Origin of the sequence: Amycolatopsis sp. NBC_00438 (genome assembly GCF_036026695.1) — a bacterium.
GTDB lineage: Bacteria > Actinomycetota > Actinomycetes > Mycobacteriales > Pseudonocardiaceae > Amycolatopsis.
This window is the reverse complement of the sequence record NZ_CP107923.1, coordinates 8,764,443-8,790,293: the sequence shown is the minus strand read 5'-3', so window position 1 is coordinate 8,790,293 and position 25,851 is coordinate 8,764,443. Positions and strand designations below refer to the sequence as shown.

26 protein-coding genes are annotated in these 25,851 nt (G+C 70.6%); 7 read left to right on the top strand and 19 right to left on the bottom strand.

The genetic code is table 11. The features are described 5' to 3' along the window. Window positions 1-64 precede the first annotated feature (64 nt). Entirely contained in the window at window positions 65-703 is a 639-nt protein-coding gene (gene pcp, locus OG494_RS40380; protein ID WP_328447826.1) for a pyroglutamyl-peptidase I, read from the top strand. Further along, window positions 700-1,146, top strand: a complete 447-nt coding sequence (locus tag OG494_RS40375; protein ID WP_328447824.1) for a hypothetical protein — start codon at window positions 700-702, stop codon at window positions 1,144-1,146. Before pcp ends, OG494_RS40375 begins: the two co-directional genes overlap by 4 nt. Window position 1,147: 1 nt before the next feature. On the opposite strand, the gene OG494_RS40370 is transcribed toward OG494_RS40375, so the two are convergent. From OG494_RS40370 to OG494_RS40355, 4 genes are all read right to left on the bottom strand, one after another. Further along, the gene (locus OG494_RS40370; RefSeq protein ID WP_328447822.1) at window positions 1,148-2,884 is read right to left on the bottom strand and encodes an Hsp70 family protein; all 1,737 of its coding nucleotides are present in this window, start codon (window positions 2,882-2,884) and stop codon (window positions 1,148-1,150) included. Between the two features lie 56 nt (window positions 2,885-2,940). Then, window positions 2,941-3,312, bottom strand: a complete 372-nt coding sequence (locus OG494_RS40365; protein WP_328447820.1) for a helix-turn-helix domain-containing protein — start codon at window positions 3,310-3,312, stop codon at window positions 2,941-2,943. A gap of 3 nt (window positions 3,313-3,315) precedes the next feature. Continuing rightward, complete coding sequence (locus OG494_RS40360) at window positions 3,316-3,681, bottom strand: type II toxin-antitoxin system RelE/ParE family toxin (RefSeq protein WP_328447818.1); 366 nt, start codon at window positions 3,679-3,681, stop codon at window positions 3,316-3,318. A gap of 130 nt (window positions 3,682-3,811) precedes the next feature. Beyond that, window positions 3,812-6,370 (bottom strand): ATP-dependent Clp protease ATP-binding subunit, encoded by a 2,559-nt coding sequence (locus OG494_RS40355; protein ID WP_247058787.1) that lies wholly within the window; start codon window positions 6,368-6,370, stop codon window positions 3,812-3,814. A gap of 373 nt (window positions 6,371-6,743) precedes the next feature. Between OG494_RS40355 and OG494_RS40350 the strand changes: the two genes are divergently transcribed. Next, on the top strand, window positions 6,744-7,568 hold the full coding sequence (locus OG494_RS40350) for a (2Fe-2S)-binding protein (RefSeq protein WP_328447817.1): 825 nt from the start codon (window positions 6,744-6,746) through the stop codon (window positions 7,566-7,568). A 70-nt stretch (window positions 7,569-7,638) separates the two neighbouring features. Here the strand turns inward: OG494_RS40350 and OG494_RS40345 are convergent, their stop codons facing one another. Continuing rightward, window positions 7,639-8,208, bottom strand: coding sequence for a TIGR03086 family metal-binding protein (locus tag OG494_RS40345; protein ID WP_328447816.1), 570 nt, complete (start codon window positions 8,206-8,208; stop codon window positions 7,639-7,641). Between the two features lie 64 nt (window positions 8,209-8,272). Between OG494_RS40345 and OG494_RS40340 the strand changes: the two genes are divergently transcribed. Next, the gene (locus OG494_RS40340; RefSeq protein WP_328459175.1) at window positions 8,273-9,106 is read left to right on the top strand and encodes an AraC family transcriptional regulator; all 834 of its coding nucleotides are present in this window, start codon (window positions 8,273-8,275) and stop codon (window positions 9,104-9,106) included. A gap of 52 nt (window positions 9,107-9,158) precedes the next feature. Here the strand turns inward: OG494_RS40340 and OG494_RS40335 are convergent, their stop codons facing one another. After that, on the bottom strand, window positions 9,159-9,512 hold the full coding sequence (locus OG494_RS40335) for a histone-like nucleoid-structuring protein Lsr2 (RefSeq protein WP_247058791.1): 354 nt from the start codon (window positions 9,510-9,512) through the stop codon (window positions 9,159-9,161). Window positions 9,513-9,655: 143 nt separating this feature from the next. After that, a complete protein-coding gene (lysS, locus tag OG494_RS40330; protein ID WP_328447814.1) occupies window positions 9,656-11,167 on the bottom strand; it encodes a lysine--tRNA ligase in 1,512 nt (503 codons plus the stop codon). A gap of 76 nt (window positions 11,168-11,243) precedes the next feature. Here lysS and OG494_RS40325 point away from each other — a divergent pair, with 76 nt between their 5' ends. Both OG494_RS40325 and OG494_RS40320 read left to right on the top strand, forming a co-directional pair. Continuing rightward, entirely contained in the window at window positions 11,244-12,005 is a 762-nt protein-coding gene (locus tag OG494_RS40325) for a class I SAM-dependent methyltransferase (RefSeq protein WP_328447812.1), read from the top strand. Between the two features lie 48 nt (window positions 12,006-12,053). Next, window positions 12,054-12,458, top strand: coding sequence for a DUF6640 family protein (locus tag OG494_RS40320; protein WP_328447810.1), 405 nt, complete (start codon window positions 12,054-12,056; stop codon window positions 12,456-12,458). On the opposite strand, the gene OG494_RS40315 is transcribed toward OG494_RS40320, so the two are convergent. The 7 genes from OG494_RS40315 to OG494_RS40285 form a co-directional block, all read right to left on the bottom strand. After that, window positions 12,455-13,231 carry a type III pantothenate kinase gene (locus OG494_RS40315; protein WP_328447809.1) on the bottom strand — a complete coding sequence of 259 codons (777 nt, stop codon included), beginning with the start codon at window positions 13,229-13,231 and terminating at the stop codon, window positions 12,455-12,457. The genes OG494_RS40320 and OG494_RS40315 overlap by 4 nt on opposite strands. Before the next feature lie 5 nt (window positions 13,232-13,236). Then, complete coding sequence (gene panD, locus OG494_RS40310) at window positions 13,237-13,731, bottom strand: aspartate 1-decarboxylase (protein WP_328447808.1); 495 nt, start codon at window positions 13,729-13,731, stop codon at window positions 13,237-13,239. A 9-nt stretch (window positions 13,732-13,740) separates the two neighbouring features. Beyond that, window positions 13,741-14,655, bottom strand: a complete 915-nt coding sequence (panC, locus tag OG494_RS40305; protein ID WP_328447806.1) for a pantoate--beta-alanine ligase — start codon at window positions 14,653-14,655, stop codon at window positions 13,741-13,743. Then, complete coding sequence (locus tag OG494_RS40300) at window positions 14,652-15,611, bottom strand: Rossmann-like and DUF2520 domain-containing protein (protein ID WP_442874525.1); 960 nt, start codon at window positions 15,609-15,611, stop codon at window positions 14,652-14,654. Before OG494_RS40300 ends, panC begins: the two co-directional genes overlap by 4 nt. A gap of 89 nt (window positions 15,612-15,700) precedes the next feature. After that, window positions 15,701-16,804 carry a PrsW family intramembrane metalloprotease gene (locus OG494_RS40295; RefSeq protein ID WP_328459174.1) on the bottom strand — a complete coding sequence of 368 codons (1,104 nt, stop codon included), beginning with the start codon at window positions 16,802-16,804 and terminating at the stop codon, window positions 15,701-15,703. A 169-nt stretch (window positions 16,805-16,973) separates the two neighbouring features. Next, window positions 16,974-19,388 (bottom strand): DUF6779 domain-containing protein, encoded by a 2,415-nt coding sequence (locus OG494_RS40290; RefSeq protein WP_442874342.1) that lies wholly within the window; start codon window positions 19,386-19,388, stop codon window positions 16,974-16,976. A 69-nt stretch (window positions 19,389-19,457) separates the two neighbouring features. Beyond that, window positions 19,458-19,919: a DUF3180 domain-containing protein gene (locus tag OG494_RS40285; protein WP_328447800.1), complete on the bottom strand. Its 462-nt coding sequence runs from the start codon at window positions 19,917-19,919 to the stop codon at window positions 19,458-19,460. A gap of 89 nt (window positions 19,920-20,008) precedes the next feature. Here OG494_RS40285 and OG494_RS40280 point away from each other — a divergent pair, with 89 nt between their 5' ends. Next, window positions 20,009-20,944, top strand: a complete 936-nt coding sequence (locus OG494_RS40280; RefSeq protein ID WP_328459173.1) for a helix-turn-helix domain-containing protein — start codon at window positions 20,009-20,011, stop codon at window positions 20,942-20,944. A gap of 70 nt (window positions 20,945-21,014) precedes the next feature. Here the strand turns inward: OG494_RS40280 and folK are convergent, their stop codons facing one another. The 5 genes from folK to ftsH are packed head-to-tail and all read right to left on the bottom strand — an operon-like array spanning window position 21,015 to window position 25,691. Next, window positions 21,015-21,509: a 2-amino-4-hydroxy-6-hydroxymethyldihydropteridine diphosphokinase gene (folK, locus tag OG494_RS40275; RefSeq protein WP_328447799.1), complete on the bottom strand. Its 495-nt coding sequence runs from the start codon at window positions 21,507-21,509 to the stop codon at window positions 21,015-21,017. Then, entirely contained in the window at window positions 21,506-21,865 is a 360-nt protein-coding gene (gene folB, locus OG494_RS40270) for a dihydroneopterin aldolase (RefSeq protein ID WP_328447797.1), read from the bottom strand. The genes folK and folB overlap by 4 nt, the downstream gene beginning before the upstream one ends. After that, the gene (folP, locus tag OG494_RS40265) at window positions 21,858-22,664 is read right to left on the bottom strand and encodes a dihydropteroate synthase (RefSeq protein ID WP_328459172.1); all 807 of its coding nucleotides are present in this window, start codon (window positions 22,662-22,664) and stop codon (window positions 21,858-21,860) included. The genes folB and folP overlap by 8 nt, the downstream gene beginning before the upstream one ends. A gap of 35 nt (window positions 22,665-22,699) precedes the next feature. Further along, window positions 22,700-23,305: a GTP cyclohydrolase I FolE gene (gene folE, locus OG494_RS40260; protein ID WP_328447795.1), complete on the bottom strand. Its 606-nt coding sequence runs from the start codon at window positions 23,303-23,305 to the stop codon at window positions 22,700-22,702. After that, a complete protein-coding gene (gene ftsH, locus OG494_RS40255; protein WP_328447793.1) occupies window positions 23,283-25,691 on the bottom strand; it encodes an ATP-dependent zinc metalloprotease FtsH in 2,409 nt (802 codons plus the stop codon). Before ftsH ends, folE begins: the two co-directional genes overlap by 23 nt. Between the last annotated feature and the right edge of the window lie 160 nt (window positions 25,692-25,851).

Genomic DNA, 25,851 nt, shown 5'->3' with positions numbered 1-25,851 from the left:
TGAAGGCCTCCTTGAGGGAACTAGAGTCCCTCAAGGAGGCCTTCACGGACTTTGGGGAGGATGCATGGCCAGGGTGCTGATGACGGGGTTCGCGCCGTTCGGCGGCGAATCGGTGAATCCCTCGTGGCAGGCGGTGTCGCTGCTCGGGGCGCGGCGGGACGACGTCGCCGCGGTCGAGCTGCCGTGCGAGTTCGCGGCGTCGCTGCCCGCGCTAAGGCGGGCCATCGAGGAACACCGGCCGGAGCTGGTGGTCTGTGTCGGGCAGGCGGGCGGCCGCACCGAGGTGACGCCGGAGCGTGTCGCGATCAACCTGGTCGACGCCCGCATCCCGGACAACGCGGGCGCGCGGCCGGTGGACGTCCCGGTCGTCGAAGACGGCCCGGCGGCGTACTTCACGACGCTCCCGGTGAAGGCCTGCGTCGCGGCGATCCGCGCGGCGGGCGTGCCGGCGTCGGTGTCCCACACGGCCGGGACGTACGTCTGCAACCAGGTCTTCTACGGCTTGATGCACCTGCTGACGACGTTTCCGGGCGTGCGCGGCGGTTTTGTGCACGTGCCGTTCAGCCCCGAGCAGGTCGCGGCGTCCGGGAAGGTCGCGCCGTCGCTGAGCGTCGACCGGATCGCCGAAGCGCTGGACGTCCTGGTGGACACGGCGTCGAAGCTCACCGAGGACATCGCCGTCAGTGCGGGCGTGGAGCATTGAGACCCCGGGCGGACCCGCGGGCGGTGCTCGTGGTCGTCCTCGCGGCCCTGGCCGGCGGCGCGGGCACCGGCGCGCTCTGGGTGTGGGCCGGCCACCGTTACGACACCATGTGCGCCGACGCCGTCGAAGGCTTCTGCGCGATGGTCAACCAGAGCGCACTCGGTGTGTTCGCCCTCTGGGCCGCGTTCGGCGGTTCGGCTCTGCTCACCCTGATCGCGCTGATGGTGGCCCGGATCTGGCCGCAGTGGCAGGCCGTGGTGTCCGCGCTCATCACGCAGGTGCCGCTGCTGGTCGTCTACAACGTGACGGGCGCCCTCGGCGACTACCGGATCCTCCTGCTGGCCGTGGTTTCCGGCCTGCTGCAGGCTCTCTGGCCGTGGCTGGCGGGGATCCGGTTCCTGCCCGGCCGCCGCTCCGTGACGCCGGGCCCACCCGGCCGGTGAGTCAGGCCGGTTTGAGGTCGCTCGTGAAGTACGCGACGAGGTCTTCGGTGCGGCGGTCGCGGTCCTTGAAGTCGATCGAGACGTAGAGCCCGGCCGCTTCACGGCCGTCCGCGCCGAACAGCACGACCCCGGCGAGCGTGCCGACCCCGGCGACGTACCGGCCGTGCAGCCCGCCGCCGTCCCAGGTCCCGCGTTGGACGGTGCCCTCGCCCATCTGTAGCTTCGCGCCCGCCTCGACGGCGTCGACGGTCAGGCCCTGGTAGTAGGTGACGGCGCTGCTCTTGCCGAACCCGCCCGGGAAACCACACGTGACGGCGGTCTGCGCGTGCACGATCCCGGCGACGCTGTCGGATTGCCGGCACGCGGCACGCTCTGGCACCGTCCCGGCGAGCGATCGCAGGCAGGCGGTGAACCCGCCTTGGTCGCGCTGCGCCGTGCTCGTGCAGTCCACTGTGGACTGAGCCGCGGCGTCACCGCGGGTCGTGAGCAGGACCACGGTCACCACGATCGCGATGACGACGAGCACGGCAGCCGCGATGAGCAGTGGTTTCTTCTTGCTGGGCTGAGGTTTCGGCGGCTGCGGCGGCCGGAAGGTCTGCCGCGGCGGCCAGGGTTGCGGGCGCGGTGGCGTCACGGGCGGGCGGACCGGCGCGAACGCGGGCACGGTGAGGTTCGGATCGCTCGTCCCGAGCGGCACGTGGTGCAGCCCGAACGCGACGGCTGTCTCCGGCTGGTCCTGCGTGGTCGGCACGATGCCGAGCTGACGGCCCAGAAGCCCGGCCAGCAACGGCATCCGGCTGGGCCCGCCGACCAGGTAGACGCCGGCGAGCCGCGCGGGGTTCAGGCCCGCTCTGTGGATGGTCGCGGCGAGCAGCTCGACGCTGCGCAGCAGGCTGGGCCGCACGAGCGCCTCGAGCTCGTCCCGGCTGACGAGGACGTCACCGAACGGCTCGGGCATCGGCACCTCGGTCTGCGGGTGCCGGGACAGGCTTTCCTTGGCGTCCCGGACATCCTGGAGCAGCGCGCGGCGCAGGCGGCGGTCGGCGGTCGTCTGCGGGCGCAACAGGCGTTGCCACTGCGCCGGATCGGTGTGCGACACCGAGCGGCCGATGTGCCCGAGCAGCGCCTGGTCGATGTCGAGGCTGCCGAGGTCGGGCAGGCCGTCCTCGGCGAGCACCGCGAAGCCCTGCGCGGACATGCCGACGACGGCGCAGTCGAAGGTGCCGGCCCCGAGGTCGTAGACGCCGATCGGCCCGGCACCGCGGTTGCCGAGACTCCCGTAGTGCGCGGCGGCGGCCACCGGTTCGGGGATCAGCCGCACATCGGCGAGCCCGGCTTCGGTGGCGGCGGTCCGCAGGGTTTCCTGCCGCGTCGCCCCCCAGCCCGCGGGATGCGAGATCCGCGTCTGCCCGGGCAGCCGTCCCAGCTGCCGCCCAGCTTCCTCGCCCATCCGCCGCAGAACGGCCGCGAAGGCATCGGTGATCCGGACGGTGGTGCCACCGAGCCGCAGGACACCTTCGTCGATCCGCCGCTTGGGATTCGCCTCGAACCGCCCGGGATCGAGCCGCGCGCCACGTTCGGCGTCCTGCCCGACGATGAGCAGGCCGTCATCGTTGAGGAAGACAGCGGAGGACATGGTGACCGACCCGTCGACCTCGATGGCCCGCGACCCCCGGCCGAACGCGGAGAGCACCCCGACCGTGCTGGAAGTCCCGAAGTCGATCGACAGCACGTCCACGCGGATTCCCCTCCCAAGGTCCGCGGGCATCGTCTCATGCGCCTGCGGTGCCTCGATCAGGCACAGGCGTCGCGCTGGTCCCGCTGGTCCCGCTGGCTCGCGGAAACGGTGACGTCATGGTCGTCGAAGTCGGCGACCACTCGCATCCGCCCGCCCAGGGCAGCGATGTAGCGCGCGAGGGTGTCCAGCTCCATCTGGCCGGGATCACCCCGCTCGAGCTGACTGATCCGCGGCTGGCTCACCCCCATGCGCCGGGCGAGTTCGGTCTGGCTGACACCCGCGTCATCACGCAGTTGCGCCAAGCGAAACCCGAGTACGTACGCCTGGGTGGCCTCACGCGCCGCGACGTGGGCGGCATCGACGTCACGGCCCGCTTCGCGGTCGATCGCGAACTTGTCAGCCTTGACTTCCCGCCAAGATCGGCTCATCGCTCAGTCCTCCTCTCCGCTTCGCAAGTGCTCCCGGAACCGCTTCTCCGCTATCGGAATGGTGAGGTCGTACCAGCGCTTCCAGTTTCCCGCTTTGTCCCCCGCCACCAAGAGCACCGCACGACGTACGGGGTCGAATGCGAACAGGATCCGGATCTCACTGCTTCCCGCCGACGCCGGCCTCAGCTCTTTCAAGTTGTGCAGATCCGCGCCCTTGATCCGGTCGACCAGTGGCCTGCCGAGCCTCGGACCTTCACGAGCGAGCATGTCGATCGCTTCTTCGACCCGATCCGCCGTGACCGGGTCTTCCCGACACAACTCCACGAACCAGCGATCCACCTCGTCGTGGAGTTCAATCTCCCACTCCATCTCATGACTATAATGCACATCTTATAACACAAGCGCGCCGGGGACCAGAGCCCGGACATGCGAGAAGGGCGGCTCCCCAGTGGGGAGCCGCCCTTCCGGCGTACTACACGACCTTCAAGCGTTCAGGCGATCACTCGCCTTCGGCTTCGCCGCCGTTCTCTTCGTGACCGGCGCCGATGCTGACCGGCGGGGCGTCCGGGATCGAGGACGGCCGGCGCTCACCGCGGAAGGTGAACTTGGCCTGGTCGTCCTTGTCCTCGGGGTTGCCGCTCCAGCCTTCGACGTCGACCAGGATGATCTGGCCGGCCTCGACCTCGCCGAAGAGGATCTTCTCCGACAGCTGGTCCTCGATCTCGCGCTGGATGGTGCGGCGCAGCGGCCGGGCACCCAGCACCGGGTCGAAGCCGCGCTTCGCGAGCAAGGACTTCGCCTTCTCGGTCAGCTCCAGCTCCATGTCCTTGGCCTTGAGCTGCTTCTCCACGCGGCCGATCATCAGATCGACCATCATGATGATCTGTTCCTTGGTCAGCTGGTGGAACACGATGATGTCATCGATCCGGTTCAGGAACTCCGGGCGGAAATGCTTCTTCATTTCCTCGTTGACCTTTTGCTTCATCTTCTCGTACTTCGTGCTGACGTCGTTGCCGCCGGCGAACCCGAGCGAGACGGACTTCGAGATGTCCGACGTGCCCAGGTTGGACGTGAAGATGAGGACCGTGTTCTTGAAGTCGACCGTGCGACCCTGACCGTCGGTCAGGCGGCCGTCTTCCAGCACCTGCAGGAGCGTGTTGTAGATCTCCTGGTGCGCCTTCTCGATCTCGTCGAACAGGACCACCGAGAACGGCTTGCGACGCACCTTCTCCGTCAGCTGTCCGCCCTCTTCGTAGCCGACGTAGCCCGGAGGGGCACCGAAGAGCCGCGAAGCGGTGTAGCGGTCGTGGAACTCGCCCATGTCGATCTGGATGAGCGCGTCGTCCTCGCCGAACAGGAACGCCGCCAGCGCCTTCGACAGCTCGGTCTTACCGACACCGGACGGGCCGGCGAAGATGAACGAGCCCGACGGGCGCTTCGGGTCCTTCAGACCGGCACGCGTACGGCGGATCGCCTGCGAGACGGCCTTGACCGCGTCCTCCTGGCCGATGATGCGCTTGTGGAGTTCCTCCTCCATGCGCAGCAGCCGGGTGGTCTCCTCCTCGGTCAGCTTGAACACCGGGATGCCGGTCCAGTTGGCCAGCACCTCCGCGATCTGCTCGTCGTCGACCTCGGCGACGACGTCGAGGTCGCCGTCCTTCCACTGCTTCTCCCGCTCGCCCTTCTGGCCGAGGAGCGTCTTCTCCTCGTCACGCAGGCGGGCGGCCCGCTCGAAGTCCTGCGCGTCGATCGCGGACTCCTTGTCGCGGCGGACGTTCGCGATCTTCTCGTCGAACTCGCGCAGGTCCGGCGGCGCGGTCATCCGGCGGATGCGCATCCGGGCGCCGGCCTCGTCGATCAGGTCGATCGCCTTGTCCGGGAGGAACCGGTCGTTGATGTACCGGTCCGCCAGGGTCGCGGCGGCGACCAGCGCCGAGTCGGTGATCGAGACGCGGTGGTGCGCCTCGTACCGGTCACGCAGGCCCTTGAGGATCTCGATCGTGTGCTCCAGCGACGGCTCGCCGACCTGGATCGGCTGGAACCGGCGCTCGAGAGCGGCGTCCTTCTCGATGTACTTGCGGTACTCCTCGAGCGTGGTCGCGCCGATCGTCTGCAGCTCACCGCGGGCGAGCATCGGCTTCAGGATCGAAGCCGCGTCGATCGCGCCCTCGGCGGCACCGGCCCCGACGAGCGTGTGCAGCTCGTCGATGAACAGGATGATGTCGCCGCGGGTCTTGATCTCCTTGAGCACCTTCTTCAGGCGCTCTTCGAAGTCACCGCGGTAGCGGGAGCCGGCGACCAGGGAGCCCAGGTCCAGCGTGTAGAGCTGCTTGTCCTTGAGCGTCTCGGGGACCTCGCCCTTGACGATGCTCTGGGCCAGGCCCTCGACGACGGCGGTCTTGCCGACGCCGGGCTCGCCGATGAGCACCGGGTTGTTCTTGGTCCGGCGGGACAGGACCTGCATGACCCGCTCGATCTCCTTGCCGCGCCCGATGACCGGGTCGAGCTTGCCCTCGCGGGCGAGCACCGTCATGTTGCGGCCGAACTGGTCCAGCACCAGCGACGACGACGGGGTGCCTTCACCACGACCGCCGGAACCCGTTTCGGTGGACTCCTTGCCCTGGTAGCCCGAGAGCAGCTGCAGGACCTGCTGGCGGACGCGGTTCAGGTCCGCACCCAGCTTGACCAGCACTTGCGCGGCGACGCCTTCGCCCTCGCGGATCAGGCCCAGCAGGATGTGCTCGGTACCGATGTAGTTGTGGCCGAGCTGCAGCGCTTCGCGCAGCGACAGCTCCAGCACCTTCTTCGCCCGCGGCGTGAACGGGATGTGCCCGCTCGGCGCCTGCTGGCCCTGGCCGATGATCTCTTCGACCTGCTGGCGCACGCCCTCCAGGGCGATGCCCAGCGACTCCAGCGCCTTGGCGGCGACACCCTCACCCTCGTGGATCAGACCCAGGAGGATGTGCTCGGTGCCGATGTAGTTGTGGTTGAGCATCCTGGCTTCTTCTTGAGCCAGAACGACCACCCGCCTCGCGCGGTCGGTGAACCTCTCAAACATGTGCACTCCCTCGACTGCTGCGCCGGCGGCCCGTTATCCATCGTGCGTGCTTTCACCGCGATGGATTCAGCACCGTGAGACCACTCTAGTAGCCAACTGGTCGCGCTGGCGTACCACTACGGCTGTTCGCGGTCTTTTTCGCACCCGGACGTGGAGCTCTCCGGGCGCATCCCATCTTCGGGTTGCCCTGCACCTTTACGTCAAGCCCAACGTGCGGACGGCCACCCGGATTCCGCCATCCGCGCGGTGTCCGCTCACCGCGAACAGGTCCGCAAGGTGGGAGAGCCGTGATCGCCGCCACCCGATTGGCGCAGCCCCGGAAAGCCTGTAAGGTTAGGCAGGCCTAATCCCCACGGCGTCAGGAGGGCCGCGGTTGAACCAGCAGCGGTCTTTCCGTGACGCACGCGAGGTCGGCGACGGCCTCGCGTCGTCGCTCCTGCGGGTCTCCGGCCTGCAGGAACGCAACGAACTGCGCCGTGACGTCCCGGCCGGCTGGATCCGCTGTTCGGAGCTGCTGGAGACGCCGGCGTACTTCGACGAGTGGCGCGGCCTGCTGGGCGACTGGCTGCTGCGCGAGCACGACGCGGCGCCGGCGCGGACCACGGCCAGCTACGTGATGACCTGGTACCTGCACGTCCCGGCGTACGTCGGCGCGCTGCTGCTGCACCACGAGCGCCGGGTGCCCTCGCTGAAGCCCGGCGAGCTGGCGTTCCGGCTGGCCGACGACCGCCCCCACCCCGACGGCATGGCCGTCCTCGGCGACGACTTCTACTGCCTCCCGACGGACCCGGGCTCGGCCCGCCCGGAGGCGACGGTCGTCCGCGACGAGCGGGCCCTCGCGGCGGTCCTGCGGGCCCACTACCTGGCCCACGCGGCCAAGTTCGTCCAGGCGTACGCCCCGGTCAGCAGGCTGGGCCGCCGCATGCTCTGGGCCGCGGCGACGGACGCGCTGGAGAACTCGCTCTGGTGGGCGGGCCGCCAGGGCGGCACCCCGGAGGCCGAAGGCGCGGGCGTCGCCGACGCGGCCCTGGTCCTCGACACCGTCTACCCGCCGTTGACGTCGGCGTCGACGCTGCGCCTGGAAGAGGGAGCGGACGGACACCGCGAGTGGACCCGGCGCCGCGAGAGCTGCTGCTTCTCGTACCTGCTCCCGGCCGAGTCCGAGTGCGACGGCTGCCCCCGCACCTGCTCCCGCTGACCCCGGTTCCGAGTGCCGTCAAGGCCACCTTGCGGGCGTCTGACGCCCGCAAGGTGGCCTTAACAGCACTTCAGCGGCTCCACGACGGATCGCGGCCCGCCGCCCCGAGTGCGCGGTCCACCACGGCGGCGTCCGCCGGAACCGGTACCTCAGGGCCGTAGACGCCCATCGCGCGCGCCTGCTCGCCCATCGCCCGCGCCGACTCCAGGACCGCGCCCGCCGCGGCGGGCGCGCAGTGCAGCGATCGGCCGCTCGCGCGGGCCAGGTCCCAGCCGTGCAGGACGAACTCGCCCAGGACCATTCCGCCGATCACCGCGGCCGGCAGCTCGGCCGTGCCCAGCTTGGTCGTGCCCGTCCACGCCGCCGGCGTCTCGAACACCTCCACCAGCGTCTCCGTCTGCTTCTCCAGCGCCGCCGCCCAGCCGGCCGTCACCAGGTCCGCGCCGGCCTCGCCGGCGCCGGGCGACGGCGGGTCCTCGTGGCGTCCCGCGGCGACCAGCCACGGGCCCCAGTAGAGAAGGTGGTTCAGCAGCCCGCGGACGTCGTAGCCCTCGCACGGCGTCGGGGCGCCCAGGTCGTCCACGGCGAGCGCGACGCGCAGGAACTCGGCCGCGGCGGGGCGCATCAACTCGGCAGTCATCCCGAGAGCAAATCGGCCCCGCCACGACGTCGTCTTGAAAGAACGCGACAGTTACCGTGTGACGGTGGTGGAACACCGGATCCCGCAGGGCATCGTGGCCGAGGCCGCCGCCCGCGCGGTGTTCACCCTCACCCGGCACCCGCCGGCGCCCGAACTGGCGGCATTCGTCGACTACCACTGGGTGCTGCACTGGGACCGGCGCGGCAAACCGCCGCACGAGCAGCGCGTGCTGCCGAACCTCGCGGTGCACGCGACGTTCTTCCCCACCGCTTCCGGGGTGTACGGACCGGGTCGTGAAGTCTTTTCACATCGGCTCGAAGGGCGCGTGCAAGGCCTCGGCGTGCGATTCCGGCCGGGCTCCTTCCGCGCGTTCCTCGGCGGTCCGGTGAGTGACATCGCCGACCGCACCGTCCCGCTCACGGATGTTTTCGGCGCGCAGGCCCTCGAAGCCGCGGAATCGGTGCGGACCGCGTCCGGTGACGCGCAAATGGTCGGTGCGATCGACAACTTGCTGATCGCAAATGCGGCAGTACTCCGACCGGCCGCACGAGAGGCCGTGGCGGCCGTCGAATCAATCGCGCGGGATCCGGGAATTACCCGGGTGGCGCAGCTGTGCGCGGATACTGGACTGACCACCCGCTCAGTCCAGCGGTTGTTCGCCGAACACGTCGGTTGCCCGCCCAAGTGGGCGATCCGGATTTACCGGCTCAACGACGCCGCGCACCGGATCGCCACCGAAGGACCAGTGGATTACGCCGGACTGGCGGTTCGGCTGGGCTATAGCGACCAGTCGCACTTCATCCGCGATTTCGCGGCGGTGACGGGCCAGTCGCCCGGCGAGTACGCCCGAACGGCCCGCACCGGCCCCGGGCCGGTACCGGACAGTCATCGGGCATGAAGAAAGCCGCCGGGCGAATTCGCCCGGCGGCCGTAGTCCCGCAAACCCCGCGTCAGTTCTTCTTGTGGTAGGCCTCGACGACCTCGGAGGGGATCCGGCCCCGGTCCGAAACCGCGTACCCGTTCTTGCGTGCCCAGGACCGAATGGCCTGGTTCTGCTCACGGTCGACGGCGGCCGGGCGAGCGGAGCCCTTGCCACCCGCGACCGGACGCACGGAAGCGCGCTTGCGACCACCGGCGCGGCGCGCGTGCTCGACATACTGAGCGAGCGCGTCCCGGAGCTCCTCGGCGTTTTCCGAGGAGAGGTCGATCTGGTAGCTGATGCCGTCCAAACCGAACTCGACGGTCTCTTCCGCCTCACTGCCGTCGAGGTCATCGACCAGCGAGACGAGCACCTTCTGTGCCATCTGTTTCCTCCTGCGGGGGCTTACTCAATGATCTGGTTACGGGGCGAGCCCCGCACAGAAGACTTTGTCTGTACATTAGTACCCGCTTCCGGGTGACAGCGCAAATCTCATTGAGATAACCAGTGCCGACTCACACGGCCGGGTTATTCGGGCCTGGTGAGCGGGAAGAGGATCGTCTCCCGGATACCGAGACCGGTCAGCGCCATCAGCAGCCGGTCGATACCCATTCCGACCCCGCCGCTCGGTGGCATTCCGTACTCAAGTGCCCGGAGGAAATCTTCATCCAGCCGCATGGCTTCGCTATCGCCCTGCGCCGCCAGCCTGGACTGTTCGGTGAGCCGTTCCCGTTCGACGACCGGATCGACCAGCTCGGAGTATCCGGTGGCGAGTTCGAATCCGCGCACGTAGAGGTCCCACTTCTCGGCCACGCCGGCCCGGGAGCGGTGCTGCCTGGTCAATGGCGACGTCTCCAGCGGAAAATCACGCACAAACGTCGGGGCGTGCAGGTGATCTCCGACGAGGTGTTCCCACAGTTCTTCGACCAGCTTGCCGTGCGTGAGCTTCGGGTCCACTTCCAGGCCCCTGGCCTGCGCGAATCCGTGCAGTTTGGCGGCCGGGGTCTCCGGCGTCACCTCTTCGCCGAGGGAATCGGACAACGACTCGTACATTCCGAGTGTGGTCCATTCGCCGGAGAGGTCGTACTCCGAACCGTCGGGCAGCGTGACGACTTCGGTGTCCAAGACGTCCCGCGCGGCCGACTGGATCAGCTCCCGGGTCATCACGGCATTGGTGTCGTACGTCGCGTACGCCTCGTAGTACTCGAGCATCGCGAACTCCGGCGAGTGCGACGAGTCGCTGCCCTCGTTCCGGAAGTTGCGATTGATCTCGAACACCTTCTCGATGCCGCCGACGACACAGCGCTTGAGGTAGAGCTCCGGCGCGATCCGCAGGAAGAGCTCCAGGTCGAAGGCGTTCGAGTGCGTCACGAACGGGCGAGCCGCGGCGCCGCCGTGCAGCGTCTGCAGCATCGGCGTCTCGACCTCGGTGAACCCGCGCCGGTGGAACGACTCCCGCAGCGACCGGACGACGCCGGCGCGCGTGCGCACGACGTCGCGCGCGCGCGGGCGCAGGATGAGGTCGACGTAGCGCTGCCGGATCCGGGTCTCCTCGGCGAGCTCCTTGTGGGCCACCGGGAGCGGGCGCAGCGACTTCGACGTGATCCGCCAGCTGTCGGCCATCACCGAAAGCTCGCCGCGCTTGGAGGTGATGACCTCACCGTGCACGAAGACGTGGTCGCCCAGATCGACGTCGGACTTCCACGCCGCCAGCGCGTCTTCGCCGACCTTGGCCAGGCTGATCATGGCCTGCAGTTCGGTGCCGTCACCCTCACGAAGGCTGGCGAAGCACAATTTGCCCGTATTGCGCAGGAACATCACCCGGCCGGTGACACCGACCAGATCACCGGTCGCGGTGTCGGCGGGCAGCCCGGAATGCGACTCGCGCACCTCGGCGAGCGAGTGCGTGCGGGGCACCTCCACCGGGTAAGGATCGATCCCCCCGGCGATGATCCGGTCGCGCTTCTCCCGGCGCACCCGCATCTGCTCGGGCAGTTCGTCTTCGGCGGGGTCGCTGGTGGAAGCGGGGTTTTCGGTCATGGCCCATAGGGTACGAACCTCGCGCGACGCTACGCCAACCGGATTACCTTTCTTTTCCCTCCATTAGCCTGGGCCGGTGAGTGATCCCACACCCGGCATCCGCGCCCGGCAAGCCGCTTCCTTCGGTTCACGTGCCGGGGCGTACGCCGAGCACCGGCCCGACTACTCGCGGGAAGCGATCGAATGGGGGCTCGCCGGCGCGGACGGCACACCCCGGCGCGTGCTCGATCTCGCCGCGGGCACCGGCAAGGTCACCGAGACCCTGGCCGGACTCGGCCTCGACGTCACCGCGGTCGAACCCGACCCGGAAATGCTGGCCGAACTCTCCCGCCTGCTGCCCTCGGTGACGGCACTGGAGGGCCGCGCGGAACGGATCCCGTTGCCCGACTCCGCCGTCGACGCGATTTTCGTCGGCCAGGCGTTCCACTGGTTCGACGTCGGGCCCGCGATGACCGAAATGGCGCGCGTGCTGCGCCCGGGCGGGGTGTTCGTGCCGATGTGGAACTACGAAGACGAATCGGTGCCGTGGGTGGCGGAGTTCACCGGCACCGCGAGCATGGGGTGGCGCCGCCCGGCCACCGACGGCGACCGGCAGCCGGCCACGCACCCGGCGTTCACCCCGTTCGAAAGCGGCCGCTTCCGGCACGCCCACCGGCGGACGGCGGAGAGCCTGCTCGAAACGCTGCAGACCTATTCACGCGTGATCATCTCGGACCCGGCGGAGTCCGCGCCGCTGGTCGCCCGCGTCCGCGGCTTCCTGGAGACGAACCCGGCGACGGCATCCGGCGAGTTCGACCTGCCGCTGATCACCTGGACGTTCCGCAGCCGGCGCCGCTGAGACACGATGCCTTGACCTCCACCAAACTGGAGGTTCCAGACTGGACACATGCGCACCACATCCTGGGGCCGGGCACTGATTTCCCTGACGTCGCTCGTGACCGCGGTCGGTCCCTACCGGGCCGACTGGAACGAGACCCACGTGAAGAACCCCGCCTGGCCGCCGCACGCGAAGTTCCACAACGGCCAGACGATGAGCCTCGGGCTCGCGCTCGGCGCCACGAGCCTGTGGCAGCTCTGGCGGGCGCCTTCGTCCCGGGAGGGGCTCGACGCCGGCGCGACCCTGGCGTCGCTGTACTGGCTGACGCAGATCTCCGCGCTCGCCTACCCGGGCTCGAAGGCCGTCGACCCGCCGGGGACGGCGAAGTTCCCGCAGGCGGTGGTGGCGTTGCCGGCGCTGGCCGTGACGGCGCTGGGTTACGTCCTGGAACGCCGCCGCCTGGCGCGCGGCTAAGGGCGGATGTTGCGCTCGTAGACCAGCCGCAGGCCGAGCAGGGTCAGGTCCGGGACGTGGTCGGTGATCGTCTCCGACTCGCTGATCACCAAGGGCGCCAGGCCACCGGTGGCGAGCACCGCCACCGGTTCCCGGCCGCCCGGGGACAGCTCGCGGACGATCCGGCGGACCAGGCCGTCCACCTGGCCGGCGAAGCCGTAGAGGATGCCCGACTGCAGGCACTCCACCGTGTTCTTGCCGATCACCGACCGCGGCGGCACCAGCTCGACCTTCCGCAGGGCCGCCGCCCGCGCGGCCAGCGCGTCGACCGAGATCTCGATGCCGGGGGCGAACGCGCCGCCCAGGAACTCGCCGCGCGCCGAGATCGCGTCCACGTTGGTCGACGTGCCGAAGTCGACCACGACGCACGCCGTGTCGTGGAGGTGGTGCGCGGCCAGCGTGTTCACCAGCCGGTCCGCGCCCACCTCCTTCGGGTTGTCGACCAGCAGGGCGACGCCCGTGCGCACCCCCGGCTCGACGACGATCTTCGGCACTTTCGCGTAGTAGCGGGAAAGCATCACCCGCAGTTCCCGCAGCACCGCCGGCACCGTCGACAACGCGCTGATCCCCGTGACGTCGCCGGCGTGCGGGCCGAGGAGCCCGCGCACGGTCAGCGCGAGCTCGTCGGCGGTCATCCGCGCGTCGGTGCGCATGCGCCAGTCGCCCACGAGCTCGGTGCCGGAATACAGCCCCAGCACGATGTTCGTGTTGCCGACGTCCACGGTGAGCAGCAAGCGGGTCAGCTTTCCGCGTGCAGCAACGCGTCGAGCCGGCGGGCGTCCGCCGTCTCGGCCACCGGGAAGATCGCCGTCTCCTCCTCCGGCAGGGTCACCGTGCCGCTGAGCAGCCCGGAGCCCTCCGGCGCGTGGCCGGGATCGGCGTGCCGGTGGACGATCCGGTTGTCCGCGTCGACGAACACCACGCGCGGTTCGTACCTCGCGGCCTCGGCGTCTTCCATCTGGCCGTACGAGATCAGGATGACCAGGTCACCCGGGTGCACCAGGTGGGCCGCGGCGCCGTTGATGCCGAGCACCCCGCTGCCGCGTTCCCCCTTGATGACGTAGGTCTCCAGCCGCGCCCCGTTGGTGACGTCCACAATGGACACCTGTTCCCCCGGCAGCAGGTCCGCGGCCTCCATCAGGTCCTCGTCGACGGTGACCGAGCCGACGTAGTGCAGGTCGGCCTGGGTGACGGTGACCCGGTGGATCTTCGACTTGAGCATGGTGCGGTACATCGTGGACTCCTATTCCCCTGCGTCCAGCCGCTCCGGGTGCGCCGGGTGTTCCACCGCAGCGCCGAGCAACACCGGGACGTTGTCGATCAGCCGGGTACTCCCCACCCGGGCCGCGATCAACAGTCGTGCTTCACCATCGACGGGCGCGGGCCCGAGGTCGGTTCCCCTCAACTCCAGGTAATCCACCTCGACCGCGGGCCGCGCGGCGAGGGTCTTCCACGCGGTCTCGAGGACCGCGTCCGCCCCGTCCCGGCCGACGAACGCCCCCGCGGTGAGGGCGGCCGACAGGACGATGGCGTCTTCACGCTGCTCAGGCGTGAGGTAGACGTTGCGCGACGACAGGGCGAGACCGTCGCGTTCGCGCACGGTCGGCACGCCGATCACGTGCGTGCCGATGTTCAGGTCGCGCACCATCCGCTTGATCAGGACCAGTTGCTGGTAGTCCTTTTCGCCGAAGAGCGCGTAGTCCGGACGGAGCAGGTTGAACAGCTTCGCCACGACGGTCAGCACGCCGGCGAAGTGGCCGGGCCGGACGAGGCCTTCGAGCTCGTCGCCGAGCGGACCGGGGTGCACGGTGACCGCGGCGCCCTCGGCGTACAGCGCGTCGGCGGCCGGGGTGAAGGCGATTTCGACGCCGTCCTCGCCCAGCACGGCCAGGTCGGCCTCCAGCGGACGCGGGTAGGCCTCGAAGTCCTCGCCCTCGCCGAACTGCAGCGGGTTCACGAAGATCGAGGTGGCCACGACGTTGTTCGGCAGCCGCTTCGCGCGGCGGATCAGCTCGCGGTGCCCGGCGTGCAGCGCGCCCATGGTCGGCACGAGCGCCAGCTTGCGCCCGACGCCGTGCAGGGCCCGGCTGACCTGGCTCATCTGCTCGGGCGAGGCGAAGGTGTTCAGGGTGCCGCGACTGAATTTCGGTGTGGTCACTGGTCTGGATGCCCTTCGGCGGGATCGTCGAGGAGGTCGGTGAGTTCCTTGGCGGCCGCGGTGTCGAGCAGCCCGGCGGCCACGGAACGCTCCGCCGTGCGCTTGGCCAGCGCGCGGTAGGCCGGTGCGACGTCCGGCGCCCGGTCCCCCAGCACCTCGAGGTGCTTGCGGACGGTGCCGATGTCGCCACGGGCGACCGGGCCGGTGAGCGCGCGGTCGCCGTGTCGGAGAACATTATCCAACGCGGCCGAAAGCAGTGGTGCGACCAGGCGCTCGGAATGCCCGATTCCCGCTTCGCGCAAGACTTCCGCGCAGTCCGCGACCAGCGTCATCAGGTGGTTCGCGCCGTGGGTCAACGCAGCGTGGTAGAGCGCTCGCGCGGAGTCGGGGATGCGCACCGGCTCGGCGCCCATCTCGACGGCCAGCGCCTCGCCGACGTTCCACGCCGCTTCGTCGTCGGCCGCCGCTGTGACGCCGATGCTGCACGCCGCCAGCCGTTCGAGGTCCTCCTCGCGGCCGGTGAACGTCATCACCGGGTGCAGGGCCAGCGGGAGCGCCCCGGCCTCGGCCGCGGGCGCCAGGACGTCGATGCCCTGCGCGCCGGACGTGTGCACGACGATCTGACCCGGCCGCAGCGACTCCGTGGCGACCAGGCCGCGGACCATGCCGGCCAGAGCGTCGTCGGGGAGGGCGAGCAGCACCAGGTCCGCCCGGCGGACGGTTTCGTCGGGCGGCAGGAGGGGCACGTCGGGGAGGAGGCGTTCGGCGCGGGCCAGCGACGCGGCGGACAGACCGGACGCGGCGACCACCGTGTGTCCCGCCCGGGCCAGGGCGGCACCGAGCACACTGCCCACCCGGCCGGCGGAAACGACCCCGACCGCGAGGCGAGCGGGTCGCATCATGGCGTGCGCCTGTGGACGCTCATGGTTCGCAGACTCCCTCTGCTCTCGTTCCAGTCCCGCTCCGGGTACCGGACGACGGCGCGAGACTAACTCGGCTGAGCGCGGACCGTTGAGCCCGGGTGACAAGCTTCACCCGGACCGGTTCACCCGTGCGGCGCTTCCCGGGCGAGCCGGGTGGCTTCCGCCCGGGCCGCCTTCAGCGTGCGCAGCAGCTCCTGCTGACGCTGCCGGTCGGTGCCGGTGTGGATCTCCTGCCGGTCCAGGAACGCGAGCTCGGTGACACTCGCCTGGTACACGGCGACGGCTTTGGCGGCCTGCTTGCCCGACTGGCGTTTCGCCTGGCGGCGCCAGGCGCGGCGGCCGGGCAGGCTGGCCAGCAGCTCGACCTCCGACGGCGCGATCCACCGCGCCGCGGCCATGTGCGGCAGAGCGGCTTCGATGATCCGCTGCTCCCGGCGTCGCTGCAGGACGACCAGGTAGACCACGCCCAGGAACAACGGCAGCATGATCAGGAAGTACACGGTCAGGAACTTCGACCCGCCGAGCAGCGCGGCGCTGTTCCACAGCGCGTGCAGGCAGACCGCGGCCAGGTAACCGGCGACCGGCGCGATGATCCGCAGCGCCTTGGTCGTCGTCCGGGCGGCGATGCCGATCCCGATGCCGGTGAGCACCGCGAACAGCGGGTGCGTGAACGGCGCGAGGACACCGCGCAGGAAGAACGCCGTGATGACGCCCTGGCTGTGCCCGTCGCCGAAGCCGTAGTCGTAAAAGGCACGACCGAAGTAGTAGATGTTCTCGGTGAACGCGAACCCGGCCGCGCTGAACCCGGCGTAGACGACGCCGTCCACGACGCCGTCGAACTCGCTGCGGCGGCGCCACAGGATGAGGACCACGAAGAGCGCCTTCGCGGCTTCCTCGACCACGGGCGCGGACACCAGCGCGGCGACGGTGTTGCCGCTGCCCTTGCCGAGCAGCTCGTCACCGACCGCTTCCGCGGTGGTGTTGATGAGCAGCGCGGTGATCGTCGCGATGCAGGCGCCCCAGGCGAACGCGAGCAGCAGGAACTTCGCCGGCTCGGGCTCCCAGCGGTCGACCCACAGGAAGCCCGCCACCACCCCGGCGACCGGCACCAGGGCGGCCAGGACACCGATGGTGACGGCCAGCGGGCCGACCCGGGCCGTCGCCAGGCCGAACAGGAACAGGCCGCACAGGGCGACGACGATCAGCCCGAGCACCGGCAGCAGCACGGTGATCCGTCGAGGCCGCCGTCCGCGATCGAGTCCCGTCGCGGGCGAGAGGGTTCCGCTCACAGCCGGTCACCCTACGCAGACCGGACACGGACCGGAATGCGAACCCCGGGTGACGCCGGGCGCGGCCAGGTCGGCCCTCGCCCGGCCGCGCGCTCCGGGCAAGACCTCAGTCCTCGGCGCGCCGCCTGCGGCGCGGCGTCGAGCCGGTGCCGCCGTTCGCCGCCAGCAGCTCGCTGACCGACCGGCCGGTGTTGTGGGACCCGCTGCCCGGCGTCTCACCGGAGCGACGGCCGTTGCCGTTGGCCTGACCGTTGCCGTTGGCCTGGCCGTTGCCGTTGCTGTGCCCGTTCTGGCCGTTGCCGTGGTGCCCGTTGCCGTTGCGCTCGAGTTCGGCCGGGTCGACCGGCGTCATGTTGCGGCGCGACATGGACGCCCGCTCGGCGACCATGCCTTCCCAGGCCGGCGGTTCGCCGTCCGGACGACGGCGACGGCCACCCGAGGGCTCGGGCGGTGGCGGGGCCACGGCGGGCATCTCCTGCGAGTCGTCCGGCTTCCGGCGCCGGCCGCCGGCGGGGCGGCCCTGGAAGTTGCGCACCGACTCCGGCAGCGTCGGGTTCACCGGCGCGTCGGCCTGCGCGGCGTCCGCGGGGGCGCGGTGCGAACCGTGCCGGGACGGCGGCTCGTCGAGGATCGGCGACATGTCGGCCCGCGAGAACTGCTCGAGGCGCGACGGACGGCGGCCGTCGGCGGCCGGCACCGGCGTGGTCGGCGGCACGACCGGCGGCAGGTTGGTCCGCGACGGCGGGCCGGCGCTCGGCACCGGCATCGTCATCGGGACGACCGGGAGATCGGTCCGCGACCCGGCGGGGTCGCGCCGGGACACGGCCGGCAGGTCGGTCCGCGACCCGGCGGGGTCGCGGCGCGGCACGGCCGGCAGGTCGGTCCGCGAGCCGGACGGATCCCGCCGCGACACGGGCGGCAGGTCGGTCCGCGATCCCGCGGCGTCCCGCGGCATCGGCGGCTTGCGGTCGGCGGGCTTCGGCTCCGGCGGCTTCGGCCGGTTGGGCCGCTGCCGCTCGGCGAAGTCGTCGCGGTTCTGGAACGCCGCGCTCAGGTCGGCCACCGGGCGCTCGACCGGCCGGATGTCCGACCGCGACATCTCGGACGGCTTCGGCGGCGGCACGCTGGCCGCCGGACGGCCCTGCGGCGGGCGCGCGGGCGGCTCGGGAGCCTTCCTCGGGTCGGGGCGGGCACCGTTCGGCGGGGGGACGCGGGGCAGGTCCGAGCGGGACATCTCGACACGCGGGATGTCGGGGCGCGACATCTCGGCGGGCCGCATCTCCTGGCGCGACCGCTCAGCGGGCCGCTCGACGGGCCGTTGGCGCTCGACGCGGGGCAGGTCGGGACGCGACATCTCGACACGCGGGATGTCCGGACGCGACATCTCCACCCGGGGGATGTCGGGGCGCGACATCTCGACACGCGGGATGTCCGGACGCGACATCTCCACCCGGGGGATGTCGGGGCGCGACATCTCGACGGGACGCATCTCCGAGCGCGAGATCTCCGCGCGGCGCGCGGGCGGCGGCTCGGGACGGCGGATCTCCGTCTTCGGATCCGGGCGGCGGATCTCGGTCTTGGGGTCGGCGGGCCGCGCCACATCGCGGCGCGTCGGCTCGGCGGGGGCTTCGGGACGGCGCTCGGGCTGCTTCGCGACCTCGGCCGGGTCCGGGAGGCGCATCGGCTGCGATTCGGCCTGGCGGCGGGCCGCTTCGGCACGCAGCTCGGCGGCCTTCAGCTCGCGCTGCGCGGCGTTCAGGGCCGGGTCGACCTCGGGCACGGGCGGACGGCGTTCGCTCAGCGGCTTCGGCCGGGCGATCTGCTGGGTGCTCTGCGCGTTGACGTTGGCGGGCTTGCCGCCGCCGAAACCCTTGCCCTTGCCGCCGGGGCCCTTGCCGTTCGCGGGCTTGCCGTTCGACGCCTTGCGGCGGCGCTCGTCGAGCACGCGGTCGATCAGCTCGGTCGGCCGTTCGCCGCCTTCGGGCATCGGCTTCTTCGCGGCCATCAGCTGGGCCGGCCGCTTCTTCGGCGCGCCGTCGGGGATCATCCGGTTGTCGTCGGACAGCTTGCGCATGCGAGTCGCCTGCGCGGTCAGCGCGACGCGTTCGAGCAGCACCTCACCGCCGAACAGCGACTGGAGGCTGTCGCGCAGCGCGGAGACTTCGACGCGCAGCGCCTCCAGCTCCTCGCGGCCGCGGGAGTCGGACGCCGTGCGGTTCTCCGCCTCCACCTCCAGTTCGTACTCCCGCCGGGCCGCGATCTCGCGTTCCAGCTCCAACTCGTACACAGCCTGCGCCTCGGAGACCGCGTCCTCGCTCTGTGCCGCGTGCTTGCGGTACTTCACGGCGAGGAACGCGCCGATCAGGGCAGCCCAGAGGGCGGCGACGATCCCGAGTCTGAGGTACTTGAGATCGTTGCTGAGCACCAGTGCGAGGGTGGCTCCGATGGCGAGGACGAATCCGACAACAAGCCACGGCCTACCCAGAAGGCGGCCGCGCGAGTCGTCACCCACGCCGGTCATGACTGACACCGTACCTGCTCGTAATCCGAACGAGACCTACTCGGTCCAGCGAGCGGTGGGATTCGCGCGCTAACCGGTCGTCCCGCGGGTCCGCTCCCGCTCTTGGTCGCGGGGGGTCCGGCAGCAGTGTTCGAGCCACAAACCCGCTGCTACCAGCAGTGCCGCGGAAACCACACCGACCACCGCGGCCCGGGTGTCGAGAACCGCGGCGACGAGTTCGTCACGTCGGGGAAAAAGGTAGGCGAACGCCGCCAGCCAAGCGCCCGTCATGAACGCGCCGGCGAGTGACGAAGCCTTCGCCAAGGCCACCGATCGGGCGATCCCGATCGCGGCAACGACCCGGCCGCCCTTGATCCGGGACCGAACGACGAACGCGAGCACGGCCTCGATCACGGCGAGCACCGCGAACGTGACGCCGGCGAGCGTCGGCAGCTGGGGCAGCGAGCCGTAGGCCGCCTGGAAGAGCAGATAGCCGAGGACCAGGCCGAGTACCCCGGCCACCACCAGGTCCCGGGGCCGGGTGAAGTGCATGTCCCAACCGTACCGGGGCTCGCCTCCGCGCACCCGGACCCGCGCATAGCCTTGACTCTCCACCGACTGGAGACATCACCATGCGTCTTGTGGGTACCACCGCGATCTTCACCATCGGCGAGCTGGCCAGGCGCACGGGCCTGCCGGTCAAGACCATCCGGTTCTACTCGGACGAGGGCCTGCTGCCCCCGACCGACCGGACGGACGCCGGCTACCGGCTCTACGACGCCACGGCCATGGCCCGGCTGGAGCTGGTCCGCACCCTGCGCGAGCTCGGCCTCGGGCTCGCCGACGTCGAAGCCGCCCTGTCGCGTTCCACGACGGTCGGCGAGCTGGCGAACCGGCACGTCGAGGCGCTCGACGAGCAGATCCGGCGGCTGCGGCTGCGCCGGGCGGTGCTGCGCGCGGTGGCCAAGCGTGATTCCGAGCTGGAGGAAGTGAACCTGATGAACCGTCTCGCGTCGATGTCCGACGAGGAGCGCAAGCGGCTGGTCGACGAGTTCTGGGACGAGATGGTCTCGGGGCTGGAGATCGATCCGCAGTTCTACGAGCGGATGCGCGCCGGGAAGCCCGACCTGCCGGACGACCCGTCGCCCGAGCAGCTGGAGGCCTGGATCGAGTTCGCCGAGCTCGTCCAGGACCCGGCGTTCCGGACCTTGATCCGCGCGATGAGCGAAACGCAGGCCCGGCAGATCGCGGACGGCGAGTTCCACCCGCCCGCCGACGCCTGGCAGCAGCACTGGCCGAGCTGGGTCTCGCGCGCCGAAACGGCGCTGGCGGCCGGGGAAGCACCGACGTCGGAGACGGGGCAAACGCTTGCGGCCGACATCGCGACGGCCACCGCCCGCGCCGGCCAGGACCCGGCGTCCCCGGGGTTCCGCGCCGAGATGGCGGACCGCTTCGCCGCGAGCGGCGACCCGCGGGCCGAGCGCTACTGGCAGCTGCTGGCGACCATCAACGGCTGGCCGCCGGTCCCGACGGCCCAGCCCGCGGTGCGGTTCATGATCGCCGCTCTGCGCGGCTGACCGCACCGGAACGGCAGTTCGGCGACGAACCGGGGGCGTCGGGTAACGGACGCCCCCGGCTCACCGATCTTTATGCCTTCAGGTCGAGATCGGTCCGGCGGACCGACTCGACGTCCGACGCCGGGCGCGCGGCCAGCAGCGTGGCCAGCGGGCCGTGGCCGGGCAGGACCGCGTCCGGCTCGATCTCCAGCCACGGGACCAGCACGCTCGCCCGCTCCGGCGTACCCGGGTGCGGCAGCAGCAGCTCCGGGTCCGCGGAGGTGACGCCGTCCACCGTGACGACGTCGACGTCCAGCGTCCGCGGCCCCCACCGCAGCTCGCGCACCCGCCCGGCCGCCTGCTCGGCGGCTTGGCCGGTGCGCAGCCACGCCCAGTGGTCACGGCCCGGGTCGTCGACGACGCAGACGGCGTTGAGGAAGTCCGGCTGGTCCTCGACGCCCCAGGCCTTGGTCTCGTACACACTCGACACCGCGACCAGCGCGGGCCGGACGGCGTCCAGCGCGAGCCGCAGGAAGCCGAGCCGGTCGCCGAGGTTGGACCCGAGCGAGAGGACCGCCCGGCTCATCGGTCGCGCCGGACCGTGACGGCGACGTCGTCGAAGGTCAGCGGGATCGGCGCCGACGGCTTGTGGACGGTCACCTCGACCGCGGCCGGCCGCTCGTCGCGCATGACCGCGTCGGCGATCGTGCCGGCGACCTTCTCGATCAGGTCGTACGGCTCCCCGGCGACGATCCCGGCGGCCAGCTCCGCCAGCTCGCCGTAGTGCAGGGTCTTGGTCAGGTCGTCCGACGCGGCGGCCGGCCCGAGGTCGAGCCACACCGTGATGTCGATGACGAACTCCTGGCCGTCCCGCTTCTCGTGCTCGAACACACCGTGGTGGCCGAACACGCGCAAGCCGGTCAACGTGATCCGGTCAGACATCCGGAGAACCCTTCCACCACGCCGCGGCCACGGTGACCGCGTCCAACGACGCCCCGACCTCGTGCACCCGCACACCCCAGGCCCCGGCGGCCGCGGCCAGCGCCGAAACGGCGGCGGTCGCGTCCTCCCGGCCGTCCGGCGGCCGCGGCGTACCGTCCTTTTCGGACAGCAGCCGGCCGAGGAACCGTTTGCGCGAAGCGCCGACGAGCACCGGGAAACCCAACGAGAGCAGCGAGTCCAGCCCCCGCAGCAACGCCCAGTCGTGCTCGGCGTTCTTCGCGAAGCCGAGCCCGGGATCCAGCACGATAGCGCTCTCGGCCACCCCGGCCGCGAGCGCGTCGTCCACCCGGGACAGCAGCTCGGACCGGACTTCGGCGACGACGTCTTCGTATTTCGCGAGGGCCTGCATGTCCTCGCTGTGGCCCCGCCAGTGCATCAGCACCCACGGAGCCCCGGACTCGGCCACGACCCGCGCCATGTCCGGATCGGCCAGCCCACCCGAGACGTCGTTGACGACGTGCGCCCCGGCCTCGAGCGCCGCGGCGGCAACCGCGGCCCGCGTGGTGTCGACCGAAACCGCGACACCCTCACCGGCGAGCGCCCGGATCACGGGCAGCACCCGCGCCAGCTCGGTCTCGGCGTCCACCCGCAGCGCCCCGGGCCGCGTCGACTCCCCGCCGACGTCGATCAGGTCGGCACCCCGGGTCCACATCGCCCGGGCGTGCTCCAGCGCCTGATCGACGTCGAGGTAGCGGCCACCGTCCGAAAAGGAATCCGGCGTCACGTTCAGCACGCCCATCACGACACACCGCCCGGGCGCGGGCAGGTTCCTGCTCACCGACGCGCCTTGATGAGGTCGAGCGCCTCCGCCCGTGACGAAGCGGAGGTCTTGAGCAGCCCCCGCACGGCCGAGGTGGTCGTGCGGGCGCCGGGCTTCCGGATGCCGCGCATGGCCATGCAGAGGTGCTCGGCCTCGATCACGACGATGACGCCCCGCGGCTCGAGCTTGCGGACCAGAGCGTCGGCGACCTGCGAGGTCAGGCGTTCCTGGACCTGCGGGCGCTTGGCGTAGAGGTCTACGAGCCGGGCGAGTTTGGAGAGCCCGGTGACTTTGCCGCCCGCGTTCGGGATGTACCCGACGTGCGCGACGCCGTGGAAGGGCACCAGGTGGTGTTCACATTGGCTGTACATCGGGATGTCCGTGACGAGCACCAGTTCTTCGTGGGACTCGTCGAACGTCTTGTCCAGCACCGAGTCGGGCTCGGTGTACAGGCCGGCGAACATCTCCTTGTACGCGCGGGCGACCCGGGCCGGGGTGTCCTTCAGGCCGTCCCGGTCCGGGTTTTCGCCGCAGGCCAGCAAAAGCTCGTGGATCGCCTTCTCCGCCCGGTCTTGGTCGAAGACCGGGCGGCCGGCGTCACTGGGGCTTTTCTGGTCCATCCACGTCACGACGCTCCCCCTCGCTCTGCTGGTTGCCGCCGCCCGCTTGGTCGGCGAACCAGCCGTGCTCGCGAGAGCGTTCTTCGCCACCGGGACGCCACGACTGGCCCGGCTGGCCGCCGGGGGACGTCGCGGGGGTCCAGCCCGGAGGGGCACCGTAGTTCGGCGGGCCACTCTGGCCCGCCGGGCCGCCCTGGTAGCCGCCGCCGGGCTGGGCGCCGTAGTTCTGCGGCCAGTGCGACGTGCCGTTCGGGCCGCCGTTGGGCCGGCCGCCGTTCGGGTAGGAGCCCGGCTGCGGCGGGGCGTACGGGTTGGCGTTCGGGTCCGGCGCCGAGGCCGGGTACGGCGGGCCACCGGGCAGGTCACCCGCGCCCTGGGCGGTGCCGACGGGGGTCGGCTCCGGCTTCAGGACCGGCTTCTCCTTCTCCGGCGGGGGCCACGGCTCGCCGCGCTCGATCGCCAGCTCGCCCGGGGTCTTGATGGGCGGCTTGTCGGACGGCGTCCGCTCACCGAACTCGTTGAACACGGTGATGTGCGGGCGCTTCTCGACCGTGGCGAAGATCCGCTCGAGGTCCTTGCGGGTCAGCGTCTCCTTCTCGAGGAGTTCGATGACCAGCTCGTCGAGCACGTCGCGGTAGGTGTTGAGCACGTGCCACGCCTCGGTGTGCGCGGTCTCGATGAGCTTGCGCACCTCCTCGTCGATCTCGTGCGCCACCTCGAGCGAGTAGTCCGCCTGCCGGCCGGCCGAGCGGCCCAGGAACGGGTCACCCTGCTCCTGGCCGTACTTGACCGCGCCCAAGCGAGCGCTCATGCCGTACTCGGTGACCATCGCGCGGGCGATCTTCGTCGCCTGCTCGATGTCCGAGGACGCGCCGGTGGTGGGCTCGTGGAAGACGAGTTCCTCCGCCGTGCGGCCACCCATCGCGAAGACCAGCCGCCCGATCATCTCGGAGCGGGTCATCAGGTCCTTGTCGTCCTCCGGGACGAGCAGCGCGTGCCCGCCCGTGCGGCCGCGCGGCAGGATGGTCAGCTTGTAGACCGGTTCGATGTCCGGCATCGCCCACGCGGCGAGCGCGTGCCCGCCCTCGTGGTAAGCCGTGATCTTCTTCTCCTTCTCGGAGATGATCCGGCTCTTGCGGGCTGGGCCACCGACGACGCGGTCGACGGACTCCTCGAGCTCGACGTCGCTGATCACGTGCCCGTTCTTGCGGGCGGTGAGCAGTGCGGCCTCGTTCAGCACGTTCGCCAGGTCGGCGCCGGACATGCCGACGGTCCGCTTGGCCAGGCTGCCCATGTCGGTGCCCTGCGCGATCGGCTTGCCCTTGGAGTGCACCTCGAGGATCGCGCGACGGCCCCGCATGTCGGGCGCGGAGACCGGGATCTGCCGGTCGAAGCGGCCCGGGCGCAGCAGCGCGGGGTCGAGGATGTCGGGCCGGTTGGTGGCCGCGATCAGGATGATGCCGCCGCGGGCGTCGAAGCCGTCCATCTCGACGAGCAGCTGGTTCAGCGTCTGCTCGCGCTCGTCGTGGCCGCCGCCGAGGCCGGCGCCGCGCTGGCGGCCGACCGCGTCGATCTCGTCCACGAAGATGATGCAGGGCGCGTTCTGCTTGGCCTGTTCGAACAGGTCACGCACACGGGAGGCGCCGACACCGACGAACATCTCGACGAAGTCCGAGCCCGAGATCGTGTAGAACGGCACGCCCGCTTCGCCCGCGACAGCTCGCGCGAGCAGCGTCTTGCCGGTACCGGGCGGCCCGTAGAGCAGGACGCCCTTCGGGATCTTCGCGCCGAGCGCTTGATATCGCGCCGGGTTCTGCAGGAAGTCCTTGATCTCGTACAGCTCTTCGACGGCCTCGTCGGCGCCCGCGACGTCCCCGAAGGTCGTCTTGGGCATGTCCTTGTTCAGCTGCTTGGCCTTGGACTTGCCGAAGTTGAGGACGCGGTTGCCGCCGCCCTGGGCGTTGTTCATCATCCACATCAGCAGGCCCAGCACGAGGGCCAGCGGGATGGCGAAGATGAGGATCTGGGTCAGCACACCCTGCTGGGTGACCTTGGTGGTGAACTTGACCCCGCCATCGCCGTTCTTCGCGGCCAGCAGCTTGTCGTAGATCTCAAGCGACGCGTTGGCCGGGTACTGCGCGATGAGCTGGGTGGTCTGCTGGCCATCGACGTCGACAGGCTTGTTCAGCAGGAGTTTGACCTGCTGCTCCTTGTCCTCGAGGCTCGCTTCCTTGACGTTGTTCGTGGTGATCTGGGAGTTCGCCACCGAGATGGGTGCTTGGGTGTACCCACGATCGCTGTCGAAGATCGTGTTGTACGCGAACAACGCCAGCAACCCCGCGACGATCCACAGCAGTGGGTTCCTGAGCACGCTCTTCCGGTTCATACGACTCGGCCCTGGTGGCCTCGACCCTCCCTGGTTGGGCGGCTCCTGTGATACCCGCCATCACGATCTTGACAACCCATGGTGCCTGGACACCCGTCCCAACAGGGTACCGTCCGCTGCCGCGTTCATCCCCTGTGAGCCTCTCGCAGGTCAACGGGCG